This window comes from Azonexus hydrophilus (assembly GCF_001956855.1).
Classification (GTDB): domain Bacteria; phylum Pseudomonadota; class Gammaproteobacteria; order Burkholderiales; family Rhodocyclaceae; genus Azonexus; species Azonexus hydrophilus_A.
Window position 1 is genome coordinate 520573 of sequence record NZ_MTHD01000002.1, and the last position, 20666, is coordinate 541238.

Sequence of the window (20666 nt, forward strand, 5' to 3'; positions counted from 1 at the left end):
CGATGTCCCGAATCCGCTCATTGATTACCGACTCACGCTTTCTTTCCTTCATTGGCATCGCAGCCATCACGGCATTTCTTTTCCTTGGAGCAAGGACGCTCAAAGTAGCAATGATCTGGGCCCTCATGGCCAGCGTAATGATCCTTCTGGTCTGGGCCGGGATGTGGCTTGTTCGCCGGCATCGCGCCAGAAAGGCTGGTGAAGCCATCGGCTCGATGCTCGAGAAGCAGGGTGAGGTCTTGCAGAAGCGCAGCGGTGCCAGTTCGGGTGCGGAAATCGAGACATTGAAGAAGCGCATGCACGATGCGATCAAGACGATCAAGACATCCAAGCTCGGACAGATATCCGGGTCGGAGGCGCTGTACGAATTGCCCTGGTACATCACAATTGGCAATCCGGCAGCCGGGAAAAGCACTGCCATCGTCAATTCCGGACTGAAGTTTCCTTTTGACGACGGTGGCAATGCAATCATCAAGGGCATCGGTGGTACCCGGAACTGCGACTGGTTCTTTACCACCGAGGGTATCCTGCTTGATACCGCAGGTCGGTATTCGGTTCACGAAGAAGATCGGGAGGAATGGCTGGGGTTTCTCGAATTGCTCAGGAAAAACCGACCGCACGCACCGATCAACGGGATACTGGTAACTGTCAGCATTGGTGAACTCATGGGAAGTTCACCAGGTTTCGCCATTACGCTGGCGAAGAATCTGCGCCAGCGTGTGCAGGAACTGACTGAAAGACTGGAGGTTTTTGCTCCAGTCTATGTCTTGTTCACCAAGGTGGACCTGATTCCCGGTTTTCATGATTTCTTTCTTGATCTCGACTGGACCGAGCGCGACCGGGTCTGGGGCGCAACCATTCCTTATGAGCAGGCGACCGGCAACGAATTGATTGCCTTGTTCGGGCGTCATTTCGACGAGCTGTATGAAGGGCTGCGTGCGATGAGCGTAGCCCAGCTATCGAGAATTCAGGGAGAGGGAGCCTTGCCCGGGTTGCTTATCTTTCCTGCCGAGTTCGCCGCCATCAAGCCGGCGCTCCAGTCGTTCATCGCCACCTTGTTTGAAGACAATCCTTTTCAGTTCAAGCCGGTTTTCCGTGGTTTCTACATTACTTCAGCGATTCAAAGCGCAGATATCAAGCCTCTTTCCAGCGACCGGGTCCTGAAAAAATTCTCCTTGCAGGGTGGCGGTGCTGTACCCGTACGCACCGCGCTGAATCATGGCTATTTTCTCAAGGAATTGTTTTCAAAGGTCATATTTCCGGACAAGACACTGGTTCGTCGGCACACCACAAGAATGAAGGCGAGATACCGCCAGTTGGCTGTCCTTGGGGCCTTGTGTTTGCTTGGGCTGACGCTGGGAGGTTGGAGCTGGTCATATATCAACAACCGGGCTCTGCTGGATAACGTCCAGCAGGACGTGGTCAAGGCTGTTCGATTGCAGGAAGGAAGAATCGATCTGCAATCCCGGCTCGAAGCCCTTGAAATCATTCAGGACCGTCTGGGGCAACTCGAACGTTTCAACGATGAGCATCCTCTCTCGATCGGTTTGGGGTTGTATCAGGGCGAAGCAATGGCCAGGAAGTTGCGTACCGAATATTTTTCCGGAATCAGCAACATCATGCTTGCCCCGGTGAAGGAAAATCTCGAGGCCTTCCTTATCGAGGTCAATGCGCAGGATAAATTGAAGGCGAAGGCAGACAAAGCCTCTGTGAAACTCTCGGCAGGCAGTCCGTACAAGGATGCCAGGCCATCCGATACGGAGGATGGCTATAACGCCCTGAAAACCTATCTGATGCTGTCATCGCGCGAGCACCTGGATACCGGGCATTTGTCGGACCAGATAACACGATTCTGGCGTGGTTGGCTCGAGGCCAATCGTGGATCGATGAGTCGTGAGCAGATGATCCGATCAGCCGGTAGCATTCTTTCATTTCATCTGGAGTTGGCGAATGATCCGGAATGGCCTTTGATCGATACCAACCTGGTATTGGTCGACGAGGTACGCGACAAATTACGCCATGTGGTTCGGGGAATGCCAGCCGCCGAGCGCGTATATGCCGAGATCAAGGCTCGGGCATCCACCCGCTTTGTTCCGATGACTGTTGCCAGCATTGTCGGTCCAGACAATGCTGGCCTGATCGTTGGCAGCTCGACGGTCTCTGGTGCATTTACCGTCGAAGCCTGGCGGGAATATGTGCAGGATGCAATAAAGGATGCGGCAACCAATGAACAGAAGAATGTTGACTGGGTTCTGCTGACTTCCGGAACGGATGACCTTACGCTCGAGGGTAGTCCCGAACAGATTCAGAAATCCTTGATTGCAATGTACAAGCGCGATTATGCGGCTGAGTGGAAGCGCTTTGTGCAGGGCATCAGCGTTTCATCATTCGCATCATTCGCCGACGCAGTATCGGCAATGAATCGTCTCGGTGATCCCCAGACATCGCCGATCGGTACGCTGGTCAAGGTGATGTTTGACCAGACGGCCTGGGACAACCCGGCGATGGCCAATGCTGGATTGATGCGTGCCCAGACAGGATTCATCGAGTGGTTCAAACGCTCCGTGCTGCAAATGTCACCCGCCAGAGTCCAGGTTGACGTCAATGTGTCCGCCAAGGCCGCCGAGGTACCCATGGGGCCGATCGGCAAGGAGTTTGCCGGTTTGGGCCGACTGGTAATCTCGCGCGACAAGGGGGATTCTCCGGTCGACACCTATCTGAAGCTGCTTTCCAGGATTCGTACCAAACTGAATCAGCTGCAAAATCAAGGCGATCCGGGAACCGGGGCCCTCAAGCTGATGCAGCAGACGGTAGAAGGTGGGGATTCGGCACTGGCCGAGACCTTGCGGTTTGTCGATGAGCAGATGTTGACCGGGATGCCGGATGAGCAGCGGGCTGTCTTGCGTCCTCTTCTGCTGCATCCATTACTGGAAACGTATGCTTCGGTAATCAAGCCGGCAGCCGTTGAGTTGAACAAAACCTGGATTGCTCAGGTGTTTGAGCCTTTCAATCGCAAGCTGGCTGTCAAATATCCGTTTTCACCGAAGGCTGGCATTGAGGCTTCACCGGCTGAAATTGCCACGATATTTGGTCCGGAAGGTGCAATTGCAAAGTATGTCGAATTGTCCATGGGGGGATTGGTCGTCAGACGTGGCAATACGATCACACCGCGTACGTGGGGGGATCTCGGATTGACGCTGCAGGCAGATTTCACGGCGGGATTTGCACGGTGGGTGGCCCCCCTCGAAGGTGGTGCCGCTTCCGATGCTGCGGGCGGCGGAGGGGCAGGGCAGGCGCAAACCGTTTTCATGCTCCGTCCACAGCCGGCTCCTGGAACTACCGGTTACGTGATCGAGATCGACGGACAGAAATTGAACTATCGCAACGGTGTTTCTCAATGGGCCAACTTCATTTGGCCGAATGCTGCAGGAACACCCGGTGCGCGCATTGTTGCCACGACATTCGAGGGTGAAATCATCGAAGTCATCAATATTCCCGGGCGTTTCGGGCTGGAAAAAATGATCAACTCGGCCTCCAGAAGCCGGCAAGATGATGGAACATTCCGCTTGTCCTGGTCCAGCAAGGGCGTGGAGGTTGCTCTTGATCTTCGTCTGCTCAGCAGTGCACAGGCTCAGGTTGCATCTGGATCCGAGCATCCGGGGAGTGGTGGCTTTGGCAGTCTCGTGCTGCCGGACCGTGTAGCACTTGCTACCGCCATGGAAAATGCGCAGATACCGCAATCTACCCCCTCTGATGTCAATGTTGCAGCGCTTCCGGAGGGTTCACGTGAACTATCTGTCCAGGCTGGGGTGGCAGGAGGTAAGTCATGAGTGGCAGGGGTTCCTCCACCGCCACCTGTTTCGGCAAGATCCCCTCAAGGGGAGATTTCGTCAAGGGAGCAGGGCAGCATCGCCTGATCAATGTACTCGATCAATGGGTTTCCCTAGCAATGGAGCATCTTTCCGAAAATCCGCGGTGGAAAATTGCCTATGACAGTGCGTGTGCCGTTGATTTTGCTTTCGTCGGCGCCCGTAGCAGGTTATCGGTAGTGGGACATCTGAGACCCAGTAGCGATTCGTCTGGCCGTCGTTTCCCTTTTATTGCCGCAGCTACGGTAGAGCGTGATGACTCGCTGATGTTTCGCTGCGCACCGGCAGGTATGGGGTATTCGTTTGGTTCCTTGGCAAGGATATGTGAATCGGGCGTCAAAGGAGCCGATGTCTCGCAGCTTCTGTCTGAACTGGACACCGTCGATTGCGCCAATGATTTTGAAATGGCCATACAAGCTGATCCCCTTGGCAACTTTGTCAGGCGCACAACGCTCGGTTCCCTGGCTGGAATGCTTGGGTTTTCAAGTTGCGCCTCCCTGCGGCGAAGCATCCTTGCGATCGGGTTGTTGATGCGACCGGTGCTGGGACAAGGGGAACTTGCCATCAGCAGGGATGTTTATCTGCCATTACCCGCTGACGAACGTAACCGCAATCTGGTAGCCGCATTCTGGATTTATCTCGTCACGGCGTTTTTTCGTAAAACAGCAGTTGAGGCCCAGTTCATCATGGAACGCCGCACTCAGTCGCCAAAGCTGCTTATCGGTTTCAACGGCAGTTCATCAACAACGCTGTTAACAGCACTTGCACCGGACAGCGTGGCTGAACGGGTCATCTCGCTGGTTGATCCCGAGTGGATAGACGATCAGCCAGAGGTGACTGGCGAATATGGAATTGCAAAGCTTTCGGCATATCTTGAGCAGCCCGGGATCACCCTGGAACAGGGAATAAAGACATTCAGGGAAATATTTCTAGGGGAGTAAGCATGATGTTTCGAGTCATCACCACTGCAGCCTGTTTGGCGCTGAGTCCGCCAGTTTTTGCCGATACGGCGGCATCACTGCAGGCGCATTCAAAAGTGGTCGCTTCCGGTAGCGTTCCCGATGAAGCTGCGCGAGCTGCGATTCTCGGTAAATTGCGCGATCTGTACGGTGCGACAAACGTCGTCGACCGCCTTGAAGTAGGTGGAGTGGTTCCTCCACCAAACTGGACGGAGTACATGACCAAGCTTCTTGTCGACAATCTGAAGGCTGTTCATGCCGGAGAGATGCAAGTCAACGGAACGCAAATCGCCATCAAGGGTAACGTCAGTAACGAAGCCATGCGACAGCAAGTGGTCAGCAACATGGCGATTGCGCTGAATCCGACGTATACGGTGAACAATGGGTTGGTGGTCTCAGAAGGTGCGCAAGGCGTACTTGATAAAACGCTTTCCAATCGAGTTGTCGAGTTCGAGAGTGGCTCTGCCAGGCTGACGCCAGCGGGAATTGCGATCCTTGATGAAATGCTTCTTGCAATGAAGCAGATTGGCATGCCCAGAATTCAGATTATCGGACATACGGATAGCTCTGGAAATCGCCTGGCAAACATAGGGCTCAGCCTGGCGCGAGCCAATGCAGTCCGCGGTTATTTGATCGACAAGGGTGTGCCGGCTGATTCATTGAGTGCGGTGGGATCCGGCCCTGATCATCCGGTTGATTCAAACCAGACGGTTGAGGGCAGGGCAAAGAACCGAAGAATCGAATTTCGGCTTGCTGGATAGCATCTCATATCAGGAGCCGGCTCCCGCTTGATCCTGAAATTCTCTCTCCACACCAAGCAGTTCTTCCATGCTGGATAGCGCGGTATCGTCCTTGATGACTGAACGCAGCCAGACATGAAGGGGCATGCCCCCCCAGCGAGCAGCCTTTTCAGCGAGATAGGCGACCGGACTATGGGGCTCGGTACGTTTGAAGAAGGCTGCGATTTCATTCAGTTGGCGAATGGCATGCTCCCGGGAGCGAACTGGCCCGCCAGCAGACTCTGGTCCTGGATCGCCAATGCTGGGCTCCAGTCGGCCTGTCTGAGCGGATGTATGTCCGGTATCGGCCTTGGTGTCAGGCTGAGGGTTGCCCGATTGGTTACCTGCGTAACGTCGGAAAAACCGCGAAAGATCGTCAAGGGTATCGAACGTATGTCCGAAGGCTGGTGCGTTTTCGCCCAATTGCCGCTCAAGAACCAATTGCAGCCTGCTTACTGCAGCTTTCAGCTGTTCTGCTGCATTGATGCCTTCGACGAAATGACGGGTAGGCGTATCTTTCAATGCTGCATCGAATAGCTCCTGAGTGACACATCCAGAGCGAATTACCTCATCCGCAAGCTGTGGATTTAGTTCAAGGTTTCTTGCTGTTGTGCGTGCTGATTCTTGATCGATGCAGGAAAAATTGCCCTTGATGGATTTGGTCAGCGCTGTTTCACGGATCAGGCGTGCGCTCTGGTTGACCAACCAGTCAAGTACGCCGATTCTGGCTTCCTGATCATCATCATCCGATTGAGGATGAATGTCCTGCCAGAATTTTTCGCACAGTTCAGCCAGCAGGGTGTAGCCATTAGCCAAGCCGCCAAGACCATGGGTTTTGCCCATGGCTTCAGTCATCCAGGCAGCAAGACGCAAGTCTTTTGTTCTGCTGGTCAGAAGGCTGTCACAGATACGAATTACGGTGTTCCAGTCAGCGTCCTTTACAGAAGTGATCCATTCTCCTTGCGACAGAGAGGGGTCATCGAAGCGCCGTGCTTCCTGTATTTCGTCAAAGTCGGTCGAAAAAATCAAATCCTCGCCACAGTGGCCTCGTTCAGATTTTATCGGTTGAAGCAGATGTCCAAGATCCATCGTCCGTGCCCTTGCTTGAATGTGAGGTGTTGCTGCTGATCAGGGATGCCTGTGTTGGCGCAGATAAATTATCTGTTTTGAATAATGGATGTCATTTTAATAAATTTCGTGGTAAAAAACCTCGATGCTGAAAATTCATTCGTAGTTGGCGATCGGGTTTCCGGATTGATTTGCATAGATAAATTGCGTATAATTTGTATTATGTTAAATTTTGAATTCGTTCTTGTGAGGTAAGTCTGAATACGTGCAGGAAAGAATGAAGGGCATTCCTTCTGGATCGATTTTCATCGCGGCAAGATGGGTGGTCTGTGCGCTGGCGAACAGACCTCTGGCATGGCCTCCGTAAGATGAGCGGCAAGGCATCGATCCTCGCTGCCCTGCAACCGAGGAAAAATGAAATGAACCTGGGAACCATTCTGCTGATCGTACTTGTACTGCTGCTGATCGGTGCCATACCAAGTTGGCCACATAGTCGTGGCTGGGGTTATGCCCCGAGCGGTGGCATCGGACTGTTGCTGGCCGCCCTGCTCATCCTGGTCTTGCTGGGCAAGATCTAGAGACCATTACATCACATTGGAGAATCCAAACATGACTCAGAAAAAAACCACGCTCATCACGATCTCGCTGCTCTTCGCCCTTGGCATGAGTGCCTGCGAAAAGCCGGGTCCGGCCGAGGAAGCCGGCAAGAAACTGGATCAAGTCGTCAGTGACGCAGGCAAGAAAGTCGATGATGTCGTCGACAAGGCTGAAAAAAAAATGACTGAGCAAGGTGAGAAAACGGCACAGATCATTGATGACACCGAAATCACCGCCAAGGTCAAGGGCGATATCCTTGCTGAACCAGGTCTGAAGTCACTGCAAATCAGTGTCGACACTGTCAACGGTGCCGTGACCCTGAGTGGTAGCGTTGATCTGAACAGCAGCAGGGAAAAGGCAGGGATGGTTGCGGCGGCAGTCAATGGCGTCAAGGAAGTCAATAATCAGTTGATAGTCGGGCCGGCCAAATAAGGTCGTTCGATCTCCTCGATAAAAGGAAAGATCATGGAAGTGCATAAGGAATACAAGGAAAGAATGAGCGCACAACTCAAGGAGTGGAGCGCTCAGATCAACCTGCTCGAAGCCCGGATGGACGGCTTTGCCGCCGACATGAAGATCAAGCGGGCGGAGGAAGTCCAGGCATTGCGTGCCAAGCAGCACGCTGCCAGCGAGAAAATGCACGAACTCGGCAAGGCCAGCGGTGAAGCCTGGGAACAGGTCAGGATAACCGCCGACCGGATGTGGGATGAACTGAAAAACGGGCTGGCCGATGCTCAGTCCAAATTCAAATAACTAAAACACAGAATATGGCGCCTTCGGGCGCCTTTTTTTCGTCTAGAGGATTCTGCCGCCGCGGATGATCCGAAGCAGGATGGCGATAACGGCAATGACCAGAAGAATATGAATGAGTCCTCCCGCACTGTAGGCAGTGAGCAGCCCCAGCAGCCAGAGAATGATCAATATGACGGCAATCGTGTATAGCATGGTGTTTTTCCCTTTCGTGTCCATTTTTGTGGCGGCATGCCAAGGCTGGCCGCCACGTGCCAAGTCTAGGGGCAACGAAGAACGCTTACCGTTCGCTAACGCACATACCCCAGTCCGGGGCCGGTTGGCGTAATCCGGCTCAGGACTTGAGCCCCGGCCATTGCCATTCGAGGATACCCGGCATGTCTTCCCCATGTTCGAGGATGTATTGGGCATGTTGGTTCAACTTGTCGCGCATACTCTGCTTGATGTGTGCCGCCTGTGCCTGTAACTTGGGAACCCGACTGGCGACGTCCATGACCAGATGGAAGCGGTCCAGGGTGTTGAGCACCGTCATGTCGAACGGTGTTGTCGTGGTGCCCTCCTCCTTGTAGCCGCGTACGTGCAGGTTGGTATTGGTGCGACGGTAGGTCAGGCGGTGAATCAGCCACGGGTAGCCATGGTAGGCGAAGATGATCGGCTTGTCGGTGGTGAACAGGGAGTCGAACTCGTCGCTCGACAGGCCGTGCGGATGCTCTTCCTGCGGTTGCAGGGTCATCAGGTCGACGACATTGATGTAGCGGATCTTCAGGGCTGGTACCAGCTGGTGCAGGATGTCGATGGCGGCCAGCATTTCCAGCGTCGGTACATCGCCGGCAGAAGCGAGCACGATGTCCGGTTCGCCCGGCTGGTCGTTGCAGGCCCATTCCCACAGGCCGATGCCGGCACTGGCGTGGTTGATCGCAGCTTCCATGTCCAGCCACTGCCACTCCGGTTGCTTGCCGGCGACGATGACATTGACCAGATTGCGGCTTTTCATGCAGCGTTCGGTGACGTAGAGCAGCGTGTTGGCATCGGGTGGCAGATAGACGCGGATGAAGTCGGCCTTCTTGTTGACCACGTGGTCGATGAAACCCGGGTCCTGGTGCGAGAAGCCGTTGTGATCCTGGCGCCAGACGTGCGAGGTAAGCAGGATGTTGAGCGAGGCGATCGGCCGTCGCCAGGGAATCTCGCTACACATCTTGAGCCACTTGGCGTGCTGGTTGAACATCGAATCGACGATGTGGATGAAGGCTTCGTAGCAGGAGAACAGGCCGTGCCGGCCGGTCAGCAGGTAGCCTTCAAGCCAGCCCTGACAGGCGTGTTCGGACAGGATTTCCATGACCCGGCCGTCCGGAGCCAGATGGTCATCGTCGGCTAGGTGCTCGGCCATCCAGCTGCGGTTGGTGACTTCGAACAAGGCGCCGAGACGATTGGATGTGGTTTCGTCAGGGCCGAAGACACGGAAATTGTCCGGGTTCTGGCGCATCACGTCGCGCAGGAAAACGCCCATGGCACGGGTCGCCTCGGCTTTCATGCTTCCAGGCGTCACCACTGGCACGGCGTAGTCACGGAAATCCGGCAGGCGCAGGTCACGCATCAGGCAGCCGCCATTGGCATGGGGGTTGGCCCCCATGCGGCGCTTTCCGGATGGCGCCAGTGCAGCGATCTCCGGCTTGAGCCAGCCGCTGGCATCGAACAGTTCGGCGGGCTTGTAGGAGGCCAGCCATTCGGCCAGCAGCTGAACATGTTCGGGTTTTTCCATGTCACCGAACGGAACTTGGTGCGAGCGCCAGGAGCCTTCGCTGCGCTTGCCATCGACTTCCTTCGGCCCGGTCCATCCTTTGGGCGAACGCAAAATGATCATCGGCCAGCGCGGGCGGGTCATGTCGCCACCTTCCCGTGCCTGACGCTGGATGGCGAAAATGCCTGCAACAGCCGCGTCGACCGCAGCAGCCATCAACTGGTGCATGATTTCCGGGTCGTCGCCTTCGACAAAGATCGGCTGGTAACCGTAACCGACGAACAGGCATTCCAGTTCCGTGTGGCTGATACGTGCAAGGATCGTCGGATTGGCGATCTTGTAGCCGTTCAGGTGCAGGATGGGCAGCACGGCACCGTCAGTCTGCGGATTGAGAAACTTGTTGGAATGCCAGGAAGTGGCGAGGGGTCCGGTTTCCGCTTCGCCGTCACCGATGACGCAGCAGGTTATCAGTTGCGGATTGTCGAAAACGGCGCCGTAGGCATGCAGCAGGGCATAACCCAGTTCGCCGCCTTCATGGATCGACCCCGGGGTATCCGGTGAGGCATGGCTGGGAATGCCGCCGGGGAAGGAAAACTGGCGGAATAGCCGGCGCATGCCCTCTTCGTCCGGTGAAATGTCCTGGTATAGCTCGCTGTAGCTGCCTTCCAGCCAGGTGTTGGCGACTACGGCCGGCCCACCATGGCCGGGGCCGGCGATCAGGATCATGTTCAGGTCGTGCTGCCGTATCGCCCGGTTCATGTGCACGTAGATGAAATTCAGACCGGGTGTCGTACCCCAGTGTCCAAGCAGCCTGGGCTTGATGTGTGAGCGGCTGAGCGATTCCTTGAGCAAGGGATTGCCGAGCAGGTAGATCTGCCCGACCGACAGGTAATTTGCCGCACGCCACCAGGCATTCATGAGCGCGAGTTCTTCGGCGGCGAGGGGCGTATGGCTTGTCTGCATGTCGTTATCCTTGCTCCAGTTCATTGGGACCGGCTTCGTCATCGTGGACAATCACCGCCGGGTAGCCGAGTGCTACCTGCGTGACTATGCATCGTCCATGAAAATTGTTCGGTACGCCAGCAAACATGCCGGGCGGAGCATGCAGTGTTGTCGGACTGGCAGCGTGGACTGCTAGTTCAGGTCTTCTTCCTTCAACGCCGGCAGGTGCAGGATATCGATGCCTTCGTCCCGCAATGCTTCACACTCGTCGGGAGTGGCCTCGCCGCGGATGGAGCGCTCCGGGGCTTCGTTGTAATGGATTTTTCTGGCTTCGTCAGCGAATGAGGTTCCCACGTCCTCGCTGTTGCTGATGATCGCCTGAACCAGCTGGCGATATATTGCCGCCACTTGAGTGCCGGCTGGCATCAAGGTTGCTGTCGCATTGTTGCGGGGTGTTGCGGATGGCTCCTGGCTACGAGGCGCCTGATGGCCGCCGATCGCAACTGCTGACGGAACGCGCCGGATGCTGGCGCTGTCGCACTGCGGACAACGGACAAGATGACGCTCGATCTGGGCGTCGAAATCTTCGGCACTGCGAAACCAGCCTTCAAAGCGATGCTCGTTGTCGCAGCTCAGGTCGTAAATGATCATGTTTTGCCTTGGTGCCCGGGACGGGACTCGAACCCGTACACCTTTCGGCGAGAGATTTTAAGTCTCTTGTGTCTACCGATTTCACCACCCGGGCGGGGTTTCGATTATATCGGGAGCCCGATATGAAAAAGGGAAAGCGACGTGCGCTTTCCCTTTAATTTGGAGCGGCAGAAGAGTCTCGAACTCTCGACCTATACCTTGGCAAGGTATCGCTCTACCAACTGAGCTACTGCCGCATGTTCCTGGAGGCGCGAGCCGGAGTCGAACCGACCTACACGGATTTGCAATCCGGTGCATAACCGCTTTGCTATCGCGCCACGCCTGAAAACTTTTACTACTAACGAAGAAGCCATGCTTCCCCGAGGAATTTGGAGCGGCAGAAGAGTCTCGAACTCTCGACCTATACCTTGGCAAGGTATCGCTCTACCAACTGAGCTACTGCCGCGTCAAACAGAGCGCGCATTATAGATGCCCCAAGGGATTTGTCAACATCCCCCGTTTATTTTTCTGCGCTGCGCCGGGCGATTTCCGGCCACGCCATGCGCAGGTAATAGCCCATCGACCACAAGGTGAGCAAGGCGGCCAGCCAGATCAACCAGTTGCCGGCGAGCATCGTGTCGTATCCATGAACGGGGGCCTGGTAAAGCAGCAACGGAATTGCGGCCATCTGGGCGGTGGTCTTGATCTTGCCGAGCATCGAGACAGCCACGCTCTTTGCCGCACCGATCTTGGCCATCCATTCACGCAGGGCGGAGATGGTGATTTCCCGGCCGATGATGATCGTGGCGACGATGGCATCGGCCCTGCCCAGCTGGACCAGCACGATCAGCGCAGCGGCCACCATCAGCTTGTCGGCAACCGGGTCGAGGAAGGCGCCAAAGGCGGAAGTCTGGTCGAGTTTGCGGGCCAGGTAGCCGTCAGCCCAGTCGGTCAGCGCGGCGGCGACGAAAATCAGCGTTGCGATCAGGTTGCGCTCGTGTGCCGACGCCCAGTCTGGCGGCAGGTAATAGACGGCGATGAGCAACGGGATGGCAACGATGCGCATCCAGGTCAGCAGGATGGGGATATTGAAAGGCATAAGCCGTCAGTGTAAAGCGGAATGGATCTTTTCGGCCATCTCGCGGCTGATGCCGGGCACTTCCGCGAGTTGTTCCGGGCTAGCCGCCAGCACGCCGGCGATGCCGCCGAAACGGGCGACCAGTGCCTTGCGCCGGGCCGGGCCGACACCGGGCAGGCTTTCCAGTGTCGAGGTCTTGCGTGCCTTGCCGCGTTGGGCACGGTGCCCGGTGATGGCGAAACGGTGGGCCTCGTCGCGGACTTCCTGGATCAAATGCAGCGCCGGGTGGTCGGACGGCAGATTGAGTGGCGGTCGACCGTCAGCCTCCGGAAAAATCAGGCTTTCCAGGCCGGGTTTGCGCTCTTCTCCCTTGGCGACGCCGATCATGTTGAGGTGGGTCAGGCCGAGATCGGCGAGCGCCGCCCAGGCCGAAGCCACCTGCCCCTTGCCGCCGTCGATCAGGATCAGGTCGGGCGCCGTGCCTTCGCCGTTGGCGATGCCGTCGTAGCGTCGCGTCACCGCCTGGCGCATCGCGGCGTAATCGTCGCCGGGCGTGATGTCGCGGATGTTGAAGCGGCGGTAATCGCTCTTCTTCATCTTGTTGCCGTCGTATACCACGCACGAAGCAACAGCCTTTTCGCCCATGGTGTGGCTGATGTCGAAGCATTCGATGCGCGCCACCGGCTCGGCCAGTTGCAGCGCTTCCTGCAGCGCGGCCAGGCGCTGTTCCTGCTGTGCCGTTGCCTGATTGCGCGCCAGGATGGCCAGGCGGGCGTTCTGCAAGGCCATTTCGATCCAGGCTTTCTGGCTCAGGCTGCGCGCTTCCTGGACCGGAACCGGGCGCCCGGCCAGTTCGCCGAGGACGGCAGCGCTACCGCCCTCCTCTTCCTCGTTCGGCAACGGCGAGACGAGCAGGCGGGCCGGTGCCGGATGCGCGGCGTAATGCTGGCGCAGGAAGGCGGCGACGGCGTCGGCGGCGCTCGAATCACCGGCGTTGCTGGGGAAGAACGGGCGGTCGCCGAGGTGGCGGCCACCGCGAACCATCGCCAGATTGACGCAAAGCTGGCCGTCCTGCTTCAGGGCGACGACGATGTCTACGTCTTCGCCCTTGTTGCTGGAAACGAACTGCTTCTCCTGAACCTGATGCAAGGAATGGATCTGGTCGCGGTAGATTGCTGCCTGCTCGAAAGCCAGTTGCGCCGACGCCTCTTCCATCGACCGGGTCAGGCGCTTGGTGACTTCCTGCTGCTTGCCGAGCAGGAACATCGCCGCCAGTTGCACGTCGGCCGCGTAATCGGCCGGTGTGATGCGGTCGACGCAGGGCCCGCTGCAGCGCTTGATCTGGTATAGCAGACAGGGGCGCGAACGGTTGGCGAAAACGCTGTCCTCGCAGGTGCGCAGGCGGAACATCTTCTGCAGCAGATGGATGCTGTCACGCACCGCCCAGCTTGACGGATACGGGCCGTAATAGTCGGCCTTGCGGTCCGGGTTGCCGCGAAAGAAGCCGAGGCGCGGATAGTTGCCGCGGGTCAGCACGATGTACGGGTAGGACTTGTCGTCGCGGAACAGGATGTTGTAGCGCGGCGCCAGCGACTTGATCAGGTTGTTTTCAAGCAGCAGCGCTTCCGCTTCGGTGCGCGTCGCCGTCGTCTCGATCGCGGCGATCTGACTGACCATGTGGGCGATGCGCGGGCTGGACAGGTTCTCGCGGAAATAGGAGGCGACCCGCTTCTTCAGGTTCTTCGCCTTGCCGACGTAGAGCACCGCGCCGTCGGCGCCGAGCATGCGATATACGCCGGGCAGTTCGGTCAGCGAAGCGAGAAAGGATTTTGCGTCGAAAGCCACGGTTGACCGTAAAAGTGGGTGAAAAACGGGAAGAAAGGCATGGGGCGCGATGTTAACATGCCGGCCATGCAGCTTCATTGGGACATCTTCTGCCGGGTCGTCGACAACTACGGCGACATCGGCGTCTGCTGGCGCCTCGCCCGGCAGTTGGCGGCCGAGCATGGCAAGGCGGTGCGCCTGTGGGTCGACGATCCGGCGAGCCTGTCGCCGCTCTGTCCGGAAGCCGATCCCGCGCTGGCGGTGCAACAGGTTTGCGGCGTTGAAATCAGACGCTGGGACGAAAATTTTGCGGTCGACCGCGTGGCCGAGGTAATTATCGAAGCCTTCGCCTGCGAACTGCCGCCGGCTTATATCGACGCCATGGCGGCGACCTTGCCCAGGCCGTGCTGGATCAATCTCGAATACCTGACCGCCGAGCCCTGGGCGGAAAGCTGTCACGGTATGGCGTCGCCGCATCCGCGGCTGCCGTTGGTCAAGCATTTCTTTTTCCCCGGATTTTCATCGTCGACCGGCGGTTTGCTGCTTGAATCCGGTTTGCCGGTCGATGCGCCATCGGCGCACCCGGGATGCCTGGAAATCAGCCTGTTCTGCTATGACACGGCGCCGGTCGGCAGCCTGCTCGACGCCATCGCCGCCACGACCCAGCCCGTTCGCTGCCACGTGCCGCCGGGCAAGCCGCTGGCGGCGGTGGCGTCGCACCTGGGTGGCAACGGGCCATGGCAACTAGGCCAGGCGGTGATCGAGCCGATTCCCTTCCTGCCGATGGATGAATACGACGCGCTGCTGTGCCGTTGCGACATCAATTTCGTCCGCGGCGAAGATTCCTTCGTGCGTGCCCAGTGGGCCGGCAAGCCTTTCGTCTGGCAAATCTATCGCCAGGAAGACGATGCCCACCGGGTCAAGCTGGCGGCTTTTGTCGAGCGCTATTGCCAGGCTATGGACAGTCATGCGGCGCAGGCTGTGCGTCGATTGTTCCTGGCCTGGAACGACGGCGACGATTGCCGCGAACCCTGGCAGGCGTTTCTCGCCCAGCGCGGGGAAATCGCCCGGCACACGTTGGATTGGCGCGATTTTTTGACTCGGGATGCCGATCTGGCGACAAAGCTCGTCAAGTTTTGCGCTGGCAAGGTATAATTTAACGTTTTTCTTTTTCAGAATCTTTGGATATCTCACATGAAGACCGCTCAGGAACTCCGCTCCGGTAACGTGATCATGGTCGGCACCGAGCCGCTCGTGGTGCAGAAGACCGAATACAACAAGTCCGGCCGCAACGCCGCCGTCGTCAAGATGAAGCTCAAGAACCTGCTGTCCGGCAATCCGTCGGAAGCGGTTTACAAGGCTGACGACAAGTTCGAAATCGTCCTCCTCGACAAGAAGGAAGTGACCTACTCCTACTTCGCCGATCCGATGTACGTGTTCATGGACGCCGAGTACAACCAGTACGAAGTCGAAGCCGAGAACATGGTCGACGCGCTCAAGTACCTCGAAGCCGACATGCCGTGCGAAGTCGTGTTCTACGACGGCAAGGCCATCTCGGTTGAAATGCCGAACTCGCTGGTCCGCGAAGTCATCTACACCGAGCCGGCCGTCAAGGGCGACACCTCGGGCAAGGTCATGAAGCCGGCCAAGATCTCCACTGGTTTCGAACTGCCGGTCCCGGCCTTCGTCGAAATCGGCGACAAGATCGAAATCGATACCCGCACCGACGAATACCGCAGCCGCAGCAAGTAATTCCCGCTCCTGCCGGAACCCGCAAAGGGCAGCTTCGGCTGCCCTTGCGTTTTTCCGGCGCTGTCGCCAAAGCGACACGCTTTTCTGCCAGAATTCTTTACTCAAACAACCCCAACCGCGGACCCCACCATGAGCTACAAAGTCTTTGTCGACGGCCAGGAAGGCACCACCGGCCTGCAGATCAACGAATATCTCGCGCAGCGTGCCGACATCGAACTGTTGAAGATCGACGCCGACAAGCGCAAGGACCTCGCCGAGCGCAAGCGCCTGATCAATGCCTCCGACGTGACTTTCCTGTGTTTGCCGGACGAAGCGGCAAAGCAGTCGGCCAGCCTGGTGGATAACCCGAACACCTGCATCATCGACGCCTCGACCGCGCACCGCGTCAACCCGGACTGGGTTTTCGGCCTGCCCGAACTGTGCCCGGAACAGCGCGCGAAGATCCGCGCCAGCAAGCGCATCGCCAACCCCGGTTGCCATGCCACCGCCTTCATCCTGGCACTGCGCCCGCTGGTCGCTGCCGGGCTGATTGCGGTCGACACGCAAATTGCGGCAAATTCCATCACCGGCTATTCCGGTGGCGGCAAATCGATGATTGCCGATTACGAAGCCGCCAGTGCCAGCACGACGCAGCTGAAGGCCCCGCGTCCTTACGCGCTCGCCCTAGCGCACAAGCACCTGCCGGAAATGCAGGCGTACACCGGGTTGACCGTAGCACCGATCTTCCAGCCCATCGTCGGTCCGTTCTACAAGGGCCTGGCCGTCACTGCCTACCTGCATCCGGCGCAATTCACCCGTGCCGCGACGCCGGCCGACGTGCAGAAGATCATCGCCGACTATTACGCTGGCGAGCAGTTCATCAACGTCCTGCCGGTCGATCTTGAAGCCACCACCGAAGGCGGTTTCTTCAATATCGAGGCCAATAACGACAGCAACCGCGTCGACCTTGCCGTCTTCGGCAACGCCGAACGCATGCTGGTCATGGCGCGGCTCGACAATCTCGGCAAGGGCGCGTCCGGCGCCGCCGTGCAGGCGATGAACGTGCATCTCGGCGTCGAGGAAAGCGTTGGTCTGCTTTGATCGTCCTCAGCAAAGTCACCCTGCGCCGCGGCACGAAAGTGCTGCTCGACAAGACCACGGTCACCATCAATCCGGGCGAGAAAGTCGGCCTGGTCGGGCGCAACGGCGCCGGCAAATCGACGCTGTTCGCGCTGCTCAACGGCACGCTGCATGAAGATGGCGGCGACTTTTCCATGCCCAGCCAGTGGCGCATGGGCCAGGTCGCCCAAGACATGCCGGAAACCGAGCAGTCGGCGACCGATTTCGTCATCGACGGTGACACGCCGCTGCTCGCCGCCCGCAACGAGGTGCATGATGCCGAAGCCAGCGACGACGGCATGCGCATGGCCGAAGCCTACATGGCGCTGCACGATGCCGGCGAGCATGATGCCGAGGCACGCGCCCAGGCGCTGATCCTCGGCCTTGGCTTCAAGGTCTCGGAACTGCACAACCCGGTCAACAGCTTCTCCGGCGGCTGGCGCATGCGCCTGCAACTGGCGCGCGCGCTGATGTGCCCGTCCGACATCCTGCTGCTCGACGAACCGACCAACCACCTCGACCTCGACGCTCTGGTCTGGCTCGAAGCCTGGCTCAAGCGCTACCAGGGCACGCTGGTGATGATCAGCCACGACCGCGAATTCCTTGACGCGATCACCACCGTCACGCTGCATATCGACAATGCCAAGCTGGTCCGCTACGGCGGCAACTACAGCAAGTTCGAGGACATGCGCGCCGAACAGATGCTGCTGCAACAGGCAACGATGGCCAAGCAGGCCGACAAGATCGCCCACCTGCAGTCCTTCATCAACCGCTTCAAGGCCAAGGCCAGCAAGGCCAAGCAGGCACAGAGCCGGGTCAAGGCGCTGGAGCGCATGGAAAAGATCGCGCCGGTGCTGGCCGATGCCGAATTCAGTTTCGAATTCCAGGAGCCGCAAAACCTGCCCAACCCGATGCTGTCGCTGGTCGATGTCGCCATCGGCTACCCGCCGGCCGACGATGCGCCGGTCAGCACGTCACCGACCGTCATCGTCCGCGGCATCAACCGCTCGGTGATGGCTGGTCAACGCATCGGCATCCTCGGCGCCAACGGCCAGGGCAAATCGACGCTGGTCAAGACCATCGCCCGGGACCTGCAGGCGGTCAGCGGTGAAGTCACCGAAGGCAAGGGCCTGAACATCGGCTACTTCGCGCAGCAGGAACTCGACGTGTTGCGGCCGCAGGACACGCCGCTCGAACACATGATCCGGCTGGCCAAGGAAGCCATCGCCAACGGTCGCAGCAATGTGCCGGGGCGCGAGCAGGAACTGCGCAACTTCCTCGGCAACTTCAATTTCGGCGGCGAAATGGTCAAGCAGGCGGTCGGTACCATGAGCGGCGGCGAAAAGGCCCGGCTGGTGCTGTGCATGCTGGTCTGGCAACGGCCCAACCTGCTGTTGCTCGACGAACCGACCAACCACCTCGACCTCAATACCCGCGAGGCATTGGCTGTCGCCCTCAACGAGTTCGAAGGCACGGTCATGCTGGTCAGCCACGACCGCGCCATGCTGCGCTCGGTCTGCGACGAGTTCTGGCTGGTCTCGCGTGGCGGCGTCGGTCCGTTCGACGGCGACCTCGACGACTACCAGCGCTACCTGCTCGACGAAGCCAAGCGCAGCCGCGAGGAAGCCTCGGCGCTGCTCAAGGCGGCCTGAATCCGGCGATGGGCACGACGCCGTTCACTGCCCTCGCCTGCCCGCTCGACGGCGCACCGCTGACGCGTGGCGCCGCCGGCTGGCAATGCCCGGCCGGCCACAGCTACGACAGCGCCGCCCAAGGCTACGTGAATCTCCTGCCGGTGCAGCACAAACGTTCGCGCGACCCTGGCGACAGCAAGGAAATGGTCGCTGCCCGCCGCCGCTTTCTCGAGGCCGGACACTACCGGCCAATTGCCGAACTGGCAGCCAGCGCCGTGCTCGCCGACCTGGCGCCAGAAGCCGCCTGCCTTGACGCCGGCTGTGGCGAAGGCTATTACCTGCGCCAACTCGCCGCCCGCGCCGACACCGCTGGCCAAACTCCGGCCCTGCTCGGCCTCGATATCTCGAAATGGGCCGTCCAGGCAGCGGCCAAGGCCCAACGCGGCAGCGCCACCTGGGTCGTCGGCAGCAACGCCAATCTGCCGGTGCGCCCGGCCACGCTTGATCGCGTGCTGTGCATGTTCGGCTTCCCGGTTTACCCGGAATTCGCCCGCGTGCTCAAACCGGGCGGTGCGCTGATCATGCTCGACGCCGGCCCCGATCACCTGCGCGAACTGCGCGAGATCATCTATCCCAGCTTGAAAGCGCCGCGCAGCAGCGACATGGCAATCCCGGAAGGTTTCGCCGCCGGCCCCGGGGAAAGCCTGCGCCATTCACTGATGCTGGACGGTGCGGCGACGATCGCCGACCTGCTGACGATGACGCCACATCTCTACCGCGCGACACCGGCTGGCCGTGCCCGCGCTGCCGCGCTGGAGCGGCTGACGCTGACGGTCGACGTGCGCCTGACGCGTTTTTTCCGGATTTAGCCGGTCGACCGCAAGATTCCGGCAAAAACCGTCTCAACGCCGGGCGAGCAGCAACGAACCCTTCTCGCGCGGGTCGAGGTCGATCCGCTCGACTGCAGCGAAGCCGGCCTCGTCCAACCACTCGTGATAATCGCTTTCGCGGTGGATCTGCGTTCCGGTCTCGTACAGCAGCGTCAGCTTGAAGGCTGCGTGGTAGGCGCTCGGTGGCTGGTCGTCGAGGTATTCGTGGATGACCAGCAGGCCACCGGGGTTGAGGCTGTCGTGTATGCGCCGGATCACCCGGCGGTTGTCGTCGGCGTTCTGGTTGTGCGCGACCGAGAGGTAGAAAACGAGGTCGAAGCCCTGCCCCCAGTCGTGCTCGAGAACATCGCCCGGCGTCAGCGCGATGCGCCCGGCCAGGCCGTGCGCGGCAATGGTCGCTGGCGTCTGCGTCAGCGCACTGGGCAGGTCGACAATCTGCGCGCTCAGTTGCGGATGGCGCTCGCAGAAACGGATCGAATGCAGGCCGTGGGAGCCGCCGAGGTCGAGCAGGCGGCGCTGGTCGGCGCGCACCGGCACCCGCGCCAGCAGGTCCGGGCCGAGGTCGCGGGCGAAGGCGCCCATGTAGGCGGAAAACGCCTGGCCGAGTTGCGGCCGCGCCTGCATCGCTTGCCACAGCGTCGTCTGCGGCCCACCACGCTGCACCGCTCCGGCCAGTTCGCCCATCATCGGCCAGGCTTCTGCGGTCCACAGCAGGCCCGGCGTGTAATCGACGGCGCCGCGCGCGGTGAACCAGCGCTGCGTTGAGGCGGTGTTGGCGTAGGCGTCGTCGTGGCGTTCGAGGTAGCCGATGGCAACGAGAAAATCAGCGAGCATGGCGATGCCGCGCGCCGACGACTGCAGCCGTTCCGCCAGTACGCCCTCCGCCAGCGGCCCGTCGGCCAGTGCCTCGAACAAGCCCAGCTGGCCGGCCGAAATGATCGCGGCCGATTTCATCATCGGCATGTAGACATCGAGCATCGGCAGGTCGGCCGTGCCGGTCGGCTGGCAGACGTCGGGTTTGGCTGGCGAAATCATTGTGGGCTCTTCATCAAAATGGC

The 20666-nt window shown here is 59.1% G+C and carries 18 protein-coding genes and 4 tRNA genes; 11 read left to right on the top strand and 11 right to left on the bottom strand.

What is annotated here, in order from left to right:
- Positions 1-2 precede the first annotated feature (2 nt).
- From tssM to BJN45_RS07035, 3 genes are read left to right on the top strand one after another with little or no spacing between them, the layout of a single operon-like run.
- Positions 3-3830, top strand: coding sequence for a type VI secretion system membrane subunit TssM (gene tssM / locus BJN45_RS07025; RefSeq protein ID WP_083650978.1), 3828 nt, complete (start codon positions 3-5; stop codon positions 3828-3830).
- Positions 3827-4810 carry a type VI secretion system-associated protein TagF gene (gene tagF / locus BJN45_RS07030; protein WP_076093429.1) on the top strand — a complete coding sequence of 328 codons (984 nt, stop codon included), beginning with the start codon at positions 3827-3829 and terminating at the stop codon, positions 4808-4810. The genes tssM and tagF overlap by 4 nt, the downstream gene beginning before the upstream one ends.
- A gap of 2 nt (positions 4811-4812) precedes the next feature.
- The gene (locus tag BJN45_RS07035) at positions 4813-5589 is read left to right on the top strand and encodes an OmpA family protein (protein ID WP_083650981.1); all 777 of its coding nucleotides are present in this window, start codon (positions 4813-4815) and stop codon (positions 5587-5589) included.
- A gap of 9 nt (positions 5590-5598) precedes the next feature.
- On the opposite strand, the gene tssA is transcribed toward BJN45_RS07035, so the two are convergent.
- Entirely contained in the window at positions 5599-6696 is a 1098-nt protein-coding gene (gene tssA / locus BJN45_RS07040; protein ID WP_076093434.1) for a type VI secretion system protein TssA, read from the bottom strand.
- A 398-nt stretch (positions 6697-7094) separates the two neighbouring features.
- On the opposite strand from tssA, the gene BJN45_RS07045 reads away from it, so the two are divergent.
- Genes BJN45_RS07045 through BJN45_RS07055 form a run of 3 tightly spaced genes read left to right on the top strand, consistent with a single transcriptional unit; the run spans position 7095 to position 8025 of the window.
- Positions 7095-7253 (top strand): DUF3309 family protein, encoded by a 159-nt coding sequence (locus BJN45_RS07045; protein WP_076094192.1) that lies wholly within the window; start codon positions 7095-7097, stop codon positions 7251-7253.
- 31 nt (positions 7254-7284) lie between these two features.
- The gene (locus tag BJN45_RS07050; RefSeq protein WP_076093436.1) at positions 7285-7704 is read left to right on the top strand and encodes a BON domain-containing protein; all 420 of its coding nucleotides are present in this window, start codon (positions 7285-7287) and stop codon (positions 7702-7704) included.
- 33 nt (positions 7705-7737) lie between these two features.
- The gene (locus tag BJN45_RS07055) at positions 7738-8025 is read left to right on the top strand and encodes a hypothetical protein (RefSeq protein WP_076093438.1); all 288 of its coding nucleotides are present in this window, start codon (positions 7738-7740) and stop codon (positions 8023-8025) included.
- A 42-nt stretch (positions 8026-8067) separates the two neighbouring features.
- On the opposite strand, the gene BJN45_RS17625 is transcribed toward BJN45_RS07055, so the two are convergent.
- The 9 genes from BJN45_RS17625 to uvrC form a co-directional block, all read right to left on the bottom strand.
- Positions 8068-8217 carry a lmo0937 family membrane protein gene (locus tag BJN45_RS17625; RefSeq protein ID WP_139326312.1) on the bottom strand — a complete coding sequence of 50 codons (150 nt, stop codon included), beginning with the start codon at positions 8215-8217 and terminating at the stop codon, positions 8068-8070.
- 139 nt (positions 8218-8356) lie between these two features.
- Positions 8357-10723, bottom strand: coding sequence for a phosphoketolase family protein (locus BJN45_RS07060; protein WP_076094194.1), 2367 nt, complete (start codon positions 10721-10723; stop codon positions 8357-8359).
- A 171-nt stretch (positions 10724-10894) separates the two neighbouring features.
- Complete coding sequence (locus tag BJN45_RS07065; protein ID WP_076093440.1) at positions 10895-11353, bottom strand: DUF1178 family protein; 459 nt, start codon at positions 11351-11353, stop codon at positions 10895-10897.
- A 9-nt stretch (positions 11354-11362) separates the two neighbouring features.
- Positions 11363-11447: transfer RNA gene (locus BJN45_RS07070), tRNA-Leu, on the bottom strand.
- A gap of 66 nt (positions 11448-11513) precedes the next feature.
- Positions 11514-11589: transfer RNA gene (locus tag BJN45_RS07075), tRNA-Gly, on the bottom strand.
- A gap of 7 nt (positions 11590-11596) precedes the next feature.
- Positions 11597-11670: transfer RNA gene (locus tag BJN45_RS07080), tRNA-Cys, on the bottom strand.
- Positions 11671-11722: 52 nt separating this feature from the next.
- Positions 11723-11798 (bottom strand) — tRNA-Gly (locus BJN45_RS07085).
- Between the two features lie 54 nt (positions 11799-11852).
- A complete protein-coding gene (pgsA, locus tag BJN45_RS07090) occupies positions 11853-12431 on the bottom strand; it encodes a CDP-diacylglycerol--glycerol-3-phosphate 3-phosphatidyltransferase (RefSeq protein ID WP_076093442.1) in 579 nt (192 codons plus the stop codon).
- 6 nt (positions 12432-12437) lie between these two features.
- The gene (gene uvrC, locus BJN45_RS07095) at positions 12438-14255 is read right to left on the bottom strand and encodes an excinuclease ABC subunit UvrC (RefSeq protein WP_240494513.1); all 1818 of its coding nucleotides are present in this window, start codon (positions 14253-14255) and stop codon (positions 12438-12440) included.
- 39 nt (positions 14256-14294) lie between these two features.
- On the opposite strand from uvrC, the gene earP reads away from it, so the two are divergent.
- The 5 genes from earP (at position 14295) to BJN45_RS07120 (ending at position 19587) form a co-directional block, all read left to right on the top strand.
- Positions 14295-15389, top strand: a complete 1095-nt coding sequence (earP, locus tag BJN45_RS07100) for an elongation factor P maturation arginine rhamnosyltransferase EarP (protein WP_076094197.1) — start codon at positions 14295-14297, stop codon at positions 15387-15389.
- 39 nt (positions 15390-15428) lie between these two features.
- A complete protein-coding gene (efp, locus tag BJN45_RS07105) occupies positions 15429-15986 on the top strand; it encodes an elongation factor P (protein WP_076093444.1) in 558 nt (185 codons plus the stop codon).
- Between the two features lie 129 nt (positions 15987-16115).
- Positions 16116-17066 carry an N-acetyl-gamma-glutamyl-phosphate reductase gene (gene argC / locus BJN45_RS07110; RefSeq protein ID WP_076093446.1) on the top strand — a complete coding sequence of 317 codons (951 nt, stop codon included), beginning with the start codon at positions 16116-16118 and terminating at the stop codon, positions 17064-17066.
- Positions 17063-18736, top strand: coding sequence for an ABC-F family ATP-binding cassette domain-containing protein (locus BJN45_RS07115; protein WP_076093448.1), 1674 nt, complete (start codon positions 17063-17065; stop codon positions 18734-18736). The genes argC and BJN45_RS07115 overlap by 4 nt, the downstream gene beginning before the upstream one ends.
- Before the next feature lie 8 nt (positions 18737-18744).
- The gene (locus BJN45_RS07120) at positions 18745-19587 is read left to right on the top strand and encodes a putative RNA methyltransferase (RefSeq protein ID WP_076093449.1); all 843 of its coding nucleotides are present in this window, start codon (positions 18745-18747) and stop codon (positions 19585-19587) included.
- Between the two features lie 33 nt (positions 19588-19620).
- On the opposite strand, the gene BJN45_RS07125 is transcribed toward BJN45_RS07120, so the two are convergent.
- On the bottom strand, positions 19621-20643 hold the full coding sequence (locus BJN45_RS07125) for a class I SAM-dependent methyltransferase (RefSeq protein ID WP_170873045.1): 1023 nt from the start codon (positions 20641-20643) through the stop codon (positions 19621-19623).
- Between the last annotated feature and the right edge of the window lie 23 nt (positions 20644-20666).